This is a genomic window from Anaerotignum sp. (assembly GCF_045122575.1).
Classification (GTDB): Bacteria; Bacillota; Clostridia; order Lachnospirales; family Anaerotignaceae; genus Anaerotignum_A.
Window position 1 is genome coordinate 1 of sequence record NZ_JBGVHV010000170.1, and the last position, 12,108, is coordinate 12,108.

At 46.2% G+C, this 12,108-nt stretch carries 10 protein-coding genes; 9 read left to right on the plus strand and 1 reads right to left on the minus strand.

What is annotated here, in order from left to right:
* Nucleotides 1-514, minus strand: a 514-nt coding sequence (locus ACJMLT_RS08435; RefSeq protein ID WP_405729396.1) for a flavin reductase family protein, incomplete at its 3' end; no start/stop codon positions are given.
* A 156-nt stretch (nucleotides 515-670) separates the two neighbouring features.
* Here ACJMLT_RS08435 and ACJMLT_RS08440 point away from each other — a divergent pair.
* From ACJMLT_RS08440 to ACJMLT_RS08480, 9 genes are all read left to right on the plus strand, one after another.
* Nucleotides 671-2,008: an RsmF rRNA methyltransferase first C-terminal domain-containing protein gene (locus tag ACJMLT_RS08440; protein ID WP_405729399.1), complete on the plus strand. Its 1,338-nt coding sequence runs from the start codon at nucleotides 671-673 to the stop codon at nucleotides 2,006-2,008.
* A gap of 115 nt (nucleotides 2,009-2,123) precedes the next feature.
* Complete coding sequence (gene thrC, locus ACJMLT_RS08445; protein ID WP_405729402.1) at nucleotides 2,124-3,587, plus strand: threonine synthase; 1,464 nt, start codon at nucleotides 2,124-2,126, stop codon at nucleotides 3,585-3,587.
* Between the two features lie 25 nt (nucleotides 3,588-3,612).
* Nucleotides 3,613-4,587 carry a hypothetical protein gene (locus ACJMLT_RS08450; protein ID WP_405729405.1) on the plus strand — a complete coding sequence of 325 codons (975 nt, stop codon included), beginning with the start codon at nucleotides 3,613-3,615 and terminating at the stop codon, nucleotides 4,585-4,587.
* 225 nt (nucleotides 4,588-4,812) lie between these two features.
* Nucleotides 4,813-5,460, plus strand: coding sequence for a fructose-6-phosphate aldolase (gene fsa, locus ACJMLT_RS08455; RefSeq protein ID WP_405729408.1), 648 nt, complete (start codon nucleotides 4,813-4,815; stop codon nucleotides 5,458-5,460).
* 87 nt (nucleotides 5,461-5,547) lie between these two features.
* Complete coding sequence (gene tkt, locus ACJMLT_RS08460) at nucleotides 5,548-7,470, plus strand: transketolase (RefSeq protein WP_405729423.1); 1,923 nt, start codon at nucleotides 5,548-5,550, stop codon at nucleotides 7,468-7,470.
* Between the two features lie 115 nt (nucleotides 7,471-7,585).
* Nucleotides 7,586-8,134 carry an RNA 2',3'-cyclic phosphodiesterase gene (gene thpR, locus ACJMLT_RS08465; RefSeq protein WP_405729411.1) on the plus strand — a complete coding sequence of 183 codons (549 nt, stop codon included), beginning with the start codon at nucleotides 7,586-7,588 and terminating at the stop codon, nucleotides 8,132-8,134.
* A gap of 388 nt (nucleotides 8,135-8,522) precedes the next feature.
* Nucleotides 8,523-9,614 (plus strand): iron-containing alcohol dehydrogenase family protein, encoded by a 1,092-nt coding sequence (locus tag ACJMLT_RS08470; RefSeq protein WP_405729414.1) that lies wholly within the window; start codon nucleotides 8,523-8,525, stop codon nucleotides 9,612-9,614.
* Nucleotides 9,615-9,861: 247 nt separating this feature from the next.
* Nucleotides 9,862-11,004, plus strand: a complete 1,143-nt coding sequence (locus tag ACJMLT_RS08475; protein ID WP_405729417.1) for an acyl-CoA dehydrogenase — start codon at nucleotides 9,862-9,864, stop codon at nucleotides 11,002-11,004.
* A gap of 122 nt (nucleotides 11,005-11,126) precedes the next feature.
* The gene (locus ACJMLT_RS08480; RefSeq protein WP_405729420.1) at nucleotides 11,127-11,918 is read left to right on the plus strand and encodes an electron transfer flavoprotein subunit beta; all 792 of its coding nucleotides are present in this window, start codon (nucleotides 11,127-11,129) and stop codon (nucleotides 11,916-11,918) included.
* Nucleotides 11,919-12,108: the final 190 nt, after the last annotated feature.

A 12,108-nucleotide genomic window follows, 5' to 3' on the forward strand; every position in this document is an offset into this window, starting at 1 on the left:
GACCATAGTATGCGCCGTGGGAATAGCAGATGGGTTTTGCTTTATCAAAGTGGAATTTGCCGGTTTCGTCCAGATAATCATCACTGACCTGAACGGAAACCACTTCTGCCAGAAACATATCGTGGGTGCCCAGAGGGATGACCTGTTTTACCTTACATTCGATATTTACAGGGCTTTCGTAACTGATGGGGGCATCTACCTTTTCACCTTTTTTGGCGGTCAGATGCATCACTTCGAATTTGTCCATATCTCTGCCGCTGCGTACGCCGCAGAAATCGCAGGCATAGGCCAGTTTTTCTGTGACCAGATTGATGACGAATTCGCCTTTTTCCTTGATGATGTTGTAGGAATGGCGGCCGGGGCGGATGGATACGTATGTCATGGCAGGGTCAGAGTTGATGGTGCCTGTCCATGCCACGGTGATGATGTTTTTATGTTCCATATCGCCGCAGGAGACCATAACGGCGGGGACGGGATAAATGACTGTCCCGGGTTTCCAGATATCTTTTCCCATTTGAATTTCTCCTTTCATGGGGGTTGTTCTAAGTGGTTCTATCTTAGTATGAAGGCAGGCAGTTTGTAAAGAGAAAAACGGAAATTTGCTTGTAAATAGCCTGCTGGTTCGGTATGATAAAATTAGAGAAAAATTTGTTTTTTAAGGAGGAATCTTATGAATCTGCCTTTGGAATATACAGAAAAAATGAAAGCTTTGCTGAAGGAGGAATATGAGGATTATATTGCTTCTTTTGGTGAGGGGAGATTTTACGGTCTGAGAGCCAATACGCTGAAAATTTCTGCGGAGGAACTGCAGGAAAAAAATATCTTCCGCCTGACAAATGTTCCCTGGTGTGAAAGCGGCTTCTATTATGAAGGAGAGGAACGTCCTGCAAAACATCCTTATTATCATGCAGGGCTGTATTATCTGCAGGAGCCCAGCGCCATGAGCCCAGCGGCGACCCTGCCCATTGAAGAGGGGGATATTGTCCTTGATCTTTGCGCGGCTCCCGGCGGCAAGACCACCCAGCTGGCGACAAGACTGAAGGGCACAGGCCTTCTGGTGGCCAATGACATCAGCGCGGGCAGAGCGAAAACGCTGCTGAAAAATGTGGAACTGATGGGGATCCGCAATGCTGTTGTCATGAGCGAAACCCCTGAGAAAATTGCAAACCGTTTGCCTGAATTTTTCGATAAAATTCTGGTGGATGCCCCTTGCAGCGGCGAAGGCATGTTCCGCAAGGAGCCGGATATGGTGAAAAGCTGGGATGCAAAAATGCTGGAATTCTGTCAGACAGAACAGGCCAAGATTCTGGAGGCCTGTGCGCCCATGCTGAAGGCAGGCGGTATGCTTCTGTATTCCACCTGTACCTTTTCTCCCGAGGAAAATGAAAAGAGCATCGGTGATTTTCTGGAAAATCATCCGGAGTTTGAACTGGTACCCATTGAGAAGAGAAATGGCTTTGTGGCGGGGCTGCCTCCTTTTGAAGCCTGCGCCAGACTGTATCCCCATAAACTGAAGGGGGAAGGTCATTTCCTTGCACTGCTGAGAAAGAAGGAAACGGCGGGCACAAAACCTGTTCCTGTGGAGGATGGCAAATGGACGAAACAGATGGATGCCTTTGCGGATTTTGCGAAAGATGTCCTGCAGAAAATGCCGAAAGGCATTTATAAGATTTATGGCGACGGGCTGTATCTGCTGCCCGAAGGTACTCCCAAACTGGATAAGCTCCGCGTCCTTCGAACAGGCTGGATGCTGGGCACGCTGAAAAAAGACCGCTTCGAGCCTTCCCAGGCCTTTGCCATGGGGCTGAGAAAAGAAGAGGTGAAAAAGGTAGTTGACTTTTCTCTGGAAGATGACCGCGTGATCCGTTATCTGAAAGGGGAGACCGTGGAAGGCGAAGGGAAAGACGGCTGGACACTGGTCTGCGTAGACGGTTTCCCTCTGGGCTGGGCGAAGATGCAGAAGGGCAGGTTGAAAAATAAATACGCAGTCAGCTGGATGATGCAGTAACTGTATTTTATATAAAGACATTTGTGCGGTTATTGTTGACAAATCTGAAATCATCTGTAAAATAGAACTATCGTATAAAAATATAGAAAAACTTTTTACTAAGGAGGAATCCCAAATGGCATTGAAATATATTGGTACAAGGGACAAAAATATTACAGCAACAGCATCTCAGGCAATCCTGCGCGGCATCTGCCCCGACGGCGGCCTGTATATCCCCGAAGAGATCCCTCAGATGGACAGATCTCTGGAAGAACTGGGCAAAATGAATTATCAGGAACTGGCTTATGAAGTGCTGTCCAAATATCTGGATTTTACAGAAGAAGAACTGAAAGCCTGCATCAACGGCGCTTATGATGAAAAATTTGATACAGCGGATATCGTTCCCGTGGTGAAAAAAGGGGACGCGCTGTTTTTGGAACTATTCCACGGCAAAACACTGGCTTTTAAAGATATGGCGCTGTCTATCCTGCCCTATCTGATGAAAACAGCCGCAAAGAAAAACGGTCTGGATAAGGAGATCGTGATCCTGACAGCAACATCCGGCGACACAGGCAAGGCGGCACTGGAAGGTTTCGCCAATGTGGAAGGCACACGCATCATGGTATTTTTCCCCGAAGATGGTGTCAGCCCTGTACAGAAACTGCAGATGAACACACAGGAAGGCGCAAATACTTGTGTAGTCGGCATCAAAGGCAACTTTGACGATGCCCAGTCCGCCGTAAAGAGCATCTTTACAGATAAAGCACTGGCAAAGGAACTGGACGAAAAGGGTTTCCAGTTCTCCTCTGCAAACTCCATCAATATCGGCAGACTGGTGCCTCAGATCGTATATTATTTCTGGGCATATCTGAATGCAGTGAAGATGGGCGAAATCAAAGCAGGGGAAGAACTGAACTTCACAGTACCCACAGGCAACTTCGGCGATATCCTTGCCGGCTGGTATGCCATGAAGATGGGTCTGCCCGTAGGCCATTTCGTATGCGCTTCCAACGATAACAAAGTGCTGTACGATTTCTTCCGTACAGGGGAATATAACAGAAACAGAGAATTCCATGTGACGGTTTCTCCTTCCATGGATATCCTGATTTCCAGCAATCTGGAAAGACTGCTGTCCCACATGGGCGGTCAGGATGCTACCAGAATGGAAATGGAAAGCCTGAACAAGACAGGCGCATATCAGGCTGAAATCAAGGAAAAGAGCATCAGCGGCGAATATGCAACAGAAGCGGAAACTTTTGAAGCCATCAAGAAATTTTATGATGCAACAGGCTATGTGATGGATACTCACACAGCAGTGGCTTATGCGGCATATCAGAAATATAAAGCGGAAAGCGGTGACAACAGACCCATGGTCATTGTTTCCACTGCTTCTCCTTACAAATTCACAAAGGACGTTATGACTGCACTGGATGCGAAATATGCTGACGGCGATGCATTTGCCCTGCAGGCGGATCTGGAAAAGGTAAGCGGTGTTTCCGTGCCTGCGCCTATCGTAGGTCTGGAACACAGACCCATCCTGCACAAAAATGTATGTGAAAAAACAGAGATCAAGGACGTTGTAAGAAACTGGCTGAAATGATTTTCTCTATAAAGGAGGAACGCCTATGGAAGAACGGGACTACATAACGGAAGAACAGGAAAAGACGAAGGAAAAGAAATATGTGACCCGCAGGGAGTTTCGCATCTGTTTTATTCTTTTGCTTGCAGCTCTGGCTTTTGCTGTGGCTGCCGTGGAAGACCGTATCAGCCAGATGCAGAATCATCTTTCGAATCAGGTGTATCAGGCGCAGGAACAGATCAGCAATACGATCAACAATATCCCCCGCAACATTGAGCAGGGGATCGAAGATGCCAATAACCCCATTCGGGAAAGCAGCATAGAGATCGTGGATGTGGATGTGAAGGCGAGAACTGCCCTGATCCGCATGACGGCTGCACCTAAGGAATATACCGACGGCATGACTATGAAATTCATGGTTTCCTGCGATGGTGGGGAAGCGGCGGCAGTGGCTGCATCCGCAGGCGATGACCGCATTTTCCGAGCAGAGACGGAAGTGCCGTTTCATGGCGTGGTTTCTGCTTCTGCCCACATGCGCAAGGGGGATACGGAATATATCCGCTCTGTAGGCAGTGTGGATGTGGAAAATACCGTACTGCCCGTTTTTGACGGTAACTGGGGCGGTTCTGTCAGCTGGAAGAGCGGAGAGTCCTTCGTTGTGTTCAATGGCGATGTTGTGGTGCAGGTGATGACACCGGAATGGCAGATGCGTCAGAACAAAGGGGAATCCTTCCGTTTGAAGGATGCAAAGGTAGAAGTTTATGTTGACGATAAACTGGAAAAGACCTTACCTGCAATCCTGTTCGAACAGGACGAATATGTCAGATCCTATCGGGCGGATTTCTCGGGAGAAAATAAAATTGAACTGAAAAATGGCAAAAAGATCGCATTTATTTTCAAGGCGGAAGACGATAACGGCCTGCACTATTCCTATTTGGCGGAAGTGGGGGCGTGGAAGCAGGGCGATTATGCATCTGAAGTGTTTGAAATGGATGAAAGTGACAGACTGACGATCGAGTAACGAACCAAAAGGATAAATTGCAGAGTCTTTCCTCGGCACTGTATTTTGTCCTTTTTTGTTTGCACAAAAATAGAAAATGGATTGCTTTTCTTTTTCTGTTGGCGTACAATAAAAATAGCGTAGTATGGGTTGCAGTAAGTGCTGCAGTTCTGTTTATATGCGTTTCGGTAAATGTGCCGAAAGATGCCAATTCAATATTCTAAATCAAAAGGAGAGATAGCTACCATGAAAATGTTCATCGACACAGCTAATGTAGACCACATCAGAGAAGCAAACGATCTGGGTGTTATTTGCGGCGTTACAACAAACCCTTCCCTGATTGCAAAAGAAGGCAGAGATTTTGTTGAAGTTGTAAAAGAAATCACAACGATCGTAGATGGCCCCATCAGTGCAGAAGTTATCAGCTTGGATCATGAAGGCATGGTAGCAGAAGCAGAAGAACTGGTAAAGATCCACGAAAACATCGTAATCAAGATCCCCATGACTCTGGAAGGCCTGAAAGCAGTTAAAATTCTGGCTGCAAAAGGCGTAAAAACAAACGTAACCCTGATCTTCTCTGCGACACAGGCGCTGATGGCTGCAAGAGCAGGTGCTACATATGTTTCTCCCTTCCTGGGCAGAGTGGATGATATCGGTTCTGTTGGTATGACTCTGATCGAAGATATCGTTCAGATCTTCGACATCCACGGTCTGGATACAGAAATCATCGCTGCTTCCATCCGTCATCCTCTGCATGTAGTAGACGCTGCAAAAGCGGGCTGCCACATCGCAACAATCCCTTACAATGTTCTGATTCAGATGTCCAAACACCCTCTGACAGACAATGGTATCGAAAAATTCCTGAAAGACTGGGAAACAGTACCCAAGAAGTAATCAATGAAAAATTTTCGGAGGAAATTTAACATGAGCAATATGGATAACCTGACAATCAATACCCTGCGTTTCCTGTCCGCAGAAGCGATCCAGAAAGCAAAGAGCGGTCATCCCGGTCTGCCTATGGGTGCTGCACCTGCTGCATATACACTGTGGGCAAAAGAAATGAAGGCAAACCCCGCAAACCCCAACTGGGATGACAGAGACAGATTTATCCTGTCTGCAGGCCACGGCTCTGCACTGCTGTACTCCCTGCTGCACGTATTCGGCTACGGTCTGACAATCGAAGACCTGCAGAACTTCCGTCAGAGAAATTCCCTGACACCCGGTCACCCCGAATATAAACATACAACAGGCGTTGAAGTGACAACAGGCCCTCTGGGTCAGGGGATCGCAAACGCAGTTGGTATGGCACTGGCTGAAAGCCATCTGGCAGCAAAATTCAACACACCTGAATTCAAAGTGGTAGACCACTATACATACGCACTGTGCGGCGATGGTTGTCTGCAGGAAGGTGTTGCTTCCGAAGCAGCTTCTCTGGCTGGCACAATGGGTCTGTCCAAACTGGTTGTTCTGTACGACAGCAACCACATCACCATCGAAGGTGATACAGCAACAGCTTTTTCCGAAGACGTTCTGAAACGTTTCGAAGCTTACGGCTGGGATACACAGGAAGTAGCTGACGGCAACGATGTAGATGCGATCAAAGCTGCCATCGAAAAAGCGAAAGCATCCGATAAACCTTCCATCATCAAGATCGAAACACAGATCGGTTACGGCGCGCCCAACAAACAGGGCAAAGCATCCGCTCACGGTGAACCTCTGGGTGAAGAAGAAATCAAACTGGCAAAAGAAAATCTGGGCTGGCCTTATGCAGAAGCATTCTATGTTCCTGAAGAAGTAAAAGCACACGTTGCAGAAATCAACGCTGCAGGTGCAAAAGCAGAAGCAGAATGGAACGAAATGTTTAAGGCTTATGCTGAAAAATATCCCGAACTGGCAAAAGAATACGCTGTATGGCACAGCGACGAACTGCCTGTTGACCTGCTGGCAGATGAAGACTTCTGGAAAGACGAAGGCGATATCGCAACTCGTGCAACAAGCGAAAAAGTACTGCAGAAAGTGGCGAAAGTAGTTCCCAACCTGTTCGGCGGTTCCGCTGACCTGGCTCCTTCCAACAAATCCCTGATGAAGGACAGAGAATACTACAGCAAAGAAACACCCGCTGGTTCCAACGTACATTTCGGTATCCGTGAATTTGCTATGACAGCAATGGCAAACGGTATGGCTGTACACGGTGGTGTAAGACCTTATATCGCTGGCTTCTTCGTATTTGCGGACTACATGAAAGCAGGTCTGAGAATGGAAGCTCTGATGGGTCTGCCTGTGATCTCTATCATGACACACGATTCCATTGGTGTTGGGGAAGACGGTCCTACACATCAGCCTATCGAACATCTGGCAATGCTGCGCTCTCTGCCTAACTACAATGTATTCCGTCCCTGCGATACAAGAGAAACAGCAGCGGCTTGGTATACAGCACTGACAAGCAAAACAACACCTACAGCCCTGATCCTGTCCAGACAGAATCTGCCTTCCATGGAAGGCACAGGCAAGGGTGCACTGAAAGGTGCTTACATTCTGAAAGACTGCGAAGGTACACCCGATGTGCTGCTGATGGCTTCCGGTTCCGAAGTAGAACTGATCTACAAAGCATACGACGAACTGGCAGCAAAAGGCGTAAAAGCAAGAGTGATCTCCATGCCTTGCTGGGAAGTATTCGATGCACAGGATGCAGAATACAAAGAAAGCGTAATGCCCAAAGCAGTTCGTGCAAGACTGGCTGTGGAAGCGGCTTCTGATTTCGGCTGGTATAAATATGTAGGTATGGATGGCGACATCATCTGCATGGATGGTTTCGGTGCATCTGCGCCTGCAGGTCAGCTGTTCAAAGACTTCGGTTTCACAGTAGAAAACGTAGTAGAAAAAGCACTGGCTCTGGTAAAATAATTTTTGCAGGGGTTCTGCCCCCTGCACCCCGCAAGGGGAATCATTCCCCTTGACCCTGATTTGAAACCGCACTTTTGTGCGGTTTTAGTTTTTAATAGGATAAGGAGGTACAATCGTGAGAACTTTTATTGCGATCGAATTGGAACAGGAAGTGAAGGATCATCTGGCGGAGGCGCAGGCGGAAACACAGAAACTCTGCCGCAGAGGGAACTTTACACCTAAGGAAAACTTCCATCTGACGCTGCATTTCCTTGGTGAAGTGGAGGAGGATGATATCGACTATCTGCAGAACGCCATGTATGAAACAGCTCGCAGAAACAGACCCTTTACCCTGACACTGGATAAGATCGGCTTCTTCCCCAGAGGGAACAAGGGGATCATGTGGGCCGGTTTGGAAAAAAGCAGCCATCTGCAGAGATTGTTCAGCACACTGGAAAAATCTCTGGAACAGCAGGGCTTTGCCCGCGAAAGAAAAGGTCTCAGCCCTCATATCACACTGGGTAGAGAGGTGGAACCCCACCGCAGTTTTCTGGACGTGCAGAAAAATATCCGTCTGGAACCTATGAAAATTTCTGTCAGAAGCATTTCCCTGATGGAAAGTATCAGAAAAGGGCCGAAGCTGGTTTATGTGCCTTTATTCCGTATGGAACTGAAAGGGAAATAATTTTAACAAAATCCCATCGGGAAGGAAGGATAAGAACGGCCGGAGGAGCAGAGGTGTCCTCGAATAGAGGACAATTGGTGCAATTTGTCCAAGGGGAAGCCGGTTCTGAATCATCTGTGACAATTTTTTTGTGGAAAATTGTCAAAAAGAACCAGTTTTCGAGTCAAAAACTCATAAAATAAACGGATACATTGAGCATTGTTCCAAATCGTATTTTTTTTAACAAATTCGGTTGAAAAAGAAAATTTCCTCTTATATACTGAAGGTAATGCGACTCCCCGCAGGAGTCTGCTTACAAAGGAGGCTCTCTTGGAACAGAGCAGGAGAAGGTTTTATTCAAATCAGAAGTTGTTAATAAAGTTCTAATTCTTTTAGGAGGAATGTAATTATGGAAAACCTCACAGTATTTTATCCCGGTTATTCCGCAGGCGCAGATGCTTACTATGAAATCGAAACAGTATGCTCTCCCTATGGTACAAAAGCAGTTGTAATCAGTGATGAAATTTCCATCAATGCAACAAAAAAATACCTTGATGAAGCAACAGCAGAAGGTACTGTAAAAGTAGAATATGTTCTGTTCGGCGGCGAAGCATCTTTCGAAGAATGCGAAAGACTGGAAGCTCTGGATGTCGTAAAAAATGCAGATATGATTTTCTGTCTGGGCGGCGGCAAAGCAATCGACGTAGGTAAATATGTTGCTCGTGATATGGGCAAACCTTACTTCACATTCCCTACAATCGCATCCACATGCGCTTGTAACTCCGCTCTGGGTATCTACTACAACGAAGACCATACATTCAGATGCATGTATCGTGTAGACAGGCCCCCTGTACATATCTTCATCTCCACAAGAGTTATTGCAGAAGCACCCGTATCCTTCCTGTGGGCTGGTATCGGTGACGGTATGTCCAAAGAAGCAGAAGTTACATTCTCCGCAAGAGGCAGAGAAGATGAACTGACTCTGGTAGAACAGGCCGGCGTAGCTCTGGCAGCTTGCTGTACAGAACCCCTGCTGAAATATGGTATTCAGGCAATCGAAGACTGCAAAAACAACGTACCTTCCAAAGCGATCGAAGAAGTAGCTCTGGACATCTTCATCAACACAGGTATGGTTTCCAACATGGTTGACTCTGCAAAATACAACACATCCGTTGCACATGCATTCTTCAACGCATCCACAACACTGCACCAGATCGAAGCAAGACACAAACACGGTGAAGTAGTTTCCTACGGTACACTGGTTCTCTTGACACTGGACAAACAGTATGACAAACTGGACAGATTCTATGAATTCTACAAAGGTATGAAACTGCCTACAAAACTGGCTGATATCGAAATCACAGTAGAAGAACTGGATCCCGTTCTGGAACTGGCTATGAAGAGATACGATATGGACGTAGTTCCTTACGAAATCACAGCCGGCATGCTGAAAGATGCAATTCTGGAATTGGAAGAATACAACAAAAAGAAAGAAGCTTGATTCGCGAAAAAGATACTTTTTCCGTCAATTTGATGAATGATAAATTTCGTCAGTTTTCCAGTGATTTTTTTGTGCGAAATGCTAGAAAAAGACAGTCAAAAGTTTTATACTGAAAGATGGGAAACGGAAAGAGTGACTTCCCCTCGTGAACAAAAGAAGATGGAACGGTGGTAATCGTTTCTGATGGAAAAACAAATATACGAATATTTTTTTAAAAAAGCAAACGTTTTAAGGAGGAAACAAAGTTATGGAATTTGGATTTTCTAAAGAGCTGGATCTGCTGAGAGAAATGTACAAAAAATTTGCAGAAACAGAAATCAAACCTCTGGCAGAAGAACTGGATGAAGAAGAAAGATTCCCTGTGGAAAGCATTCCCAAGCTGGCTAGATACGGTTTCATGGGTATTCCTTTCCCTAAAGAATATGGCGGTGCAGGCGGCAACTACCTGACATACGCTATGGCTATCGAAGAACTGGGTAAAGTTTGTGGTACAACAGCAGTAGTTGTTTCCGCTCACACATCCCTGTGCGCTGGCCCTATCTACTACTTCGGTACAGAAGAACAGAAACAGAAATATCTGGTACCTCTGGCTAAAGGTGAAAAGATCGGTGCTTTCGGTCTGACAGAACCCTCCGCAGGTACAGACTCCTCCATGCAGCAGACAACTGCTAAACTGGATGGCGATGAATACGTTCTGAATGGTACAAAAGTATTCATCACAAACGCTGGTTATGCTGATATCTATGTAGTTATCGCTATGACAGACAAATCCAAAGGTAACAGAGGCATTTCCGCTTTCATCGTTGAAAAAGGCACACCCGGTTTCTCCATCGGTAAAAAAGAAAGAAAAATGGGTATCCGTGGTTCCGCTACTTGCGACCTGATCTTCGAAAACTGCAGAATCCCTAAAGAAAACCTGCTGGGCAAAGAAGGCCAGGGCTTCAAGATCGCTATGCAGACACTGGACGGCGGCCGTATCGGTATCGCTTCTCAGGCTCTGGGTATCATGCAGGGTGCGATCGACGAATGCGTGAAATATGTAATGGAAAGAAAACAGTTCGGCAAAAAAATCGGTCAGTTCCAGAACACACAGTTCGAACTGGCAGATATGGCTACAAAAGCTGAAGCAGCAAAACTGCTGGTTTACAAAGCAGCTTGCGAAAAAGATGCCGGCAGACCTTACAGCCACCTGTCCGCAATGTGCAAATACTACGCTGGTTCTACAGCTTCTGATGTAACAAGAAGATGTGTACAGCTGTTCGGTGGTTACGGCTACACAAGAGACTACCCCGTAGAAAGAATGATGCGTGACGCGAAGATCACAGAAATCTACGAAGGTACATCCGAAGTTCAGAAAATGGTTATCTCCAGCTGGATGAAACTGAAATAATCTTTCGTGGGACGCTGTCCCACACCCTGCAAGGGGATCATCCCCTTGACCCGAATGGCATAAAACTTCGTTTTATGCAGAGAGGCGCATTTGAAAGAATTTGAAAGGAGAAAAAAATTCCTATGAAAATCTTAGTTTGTATCAAACAGGTTCCCGATACAGTAGAAGTTAAAATTGACCCTAAAACAGGCACACTGATCCGTGACGGCGTACCCTCCATCATCAACCACGATGACAAAACAGGTATTGAAGCTGCTCTGACAATCAAAGAACAGCTGGGCGGCACAGTAACAGTAGTTTCCATGGGCCCCCCTCAGGCAGACGTTGCTCTGAGAGAAGCTCTGGCTATGGGTTGTGATGATGCATACCTGGTATCCGCTAGAGAATTCGGTGGTTCCGATACATATGCTACATCCGGCATCTTTGCTGCAGCTCTGAAAAAAATCGGCTATGACATGATCATCACAGGTCGTCAGGCTATCGACGGTGACACAGCTCAGGTTGGTCCTCAGATCGCTGAAAAACTGGCTCTGCCTCAGGTTTCCTACGTTGAAGAAATCGTAGAAGCTGCAGAAGATCATGTTGTTGTAAAAAGACAGTATGAAGATGGTTATCACATCATCAAAGTAAAAACACCTTGCCTGCTGACAGCAATCGCTGAACTGGCAGAACCCAGATACATGTCTATCGGCGGTATTTTCGACGCTTACAAAAAAGAAATCAAAGTTCTGGGCTTCGAAGATCTGAAAGACGAACTGGAACTGGATATGATCGGTCTGAAAGGTTCCCCCACAAACGTATTCAAATCCTTCACAAAAGAAGTAAAAGGTGCAGGTACAGTATATCCCGATCTGACAGCAGAAGAAGCTGTTGATGTAATCCTGAAAAAACTGGAAGAAAAATTCATCATCTAATCGTTGATTTGTAATTTAGGAGGTAAGTCCCATGAGCAAAGGTATTTTTGTAGTAATGGAACAGAGATACGGCAAGGTTCAGAACGTAGGTCTGGAACTTGTTGGTGAAGCTACAAGACTGAAAGAAGATCTGAAAGATGACGTAGTAGCAGTGCTGCTGGGTCACAATGTTGAAGGCGAAGTTGCAAAA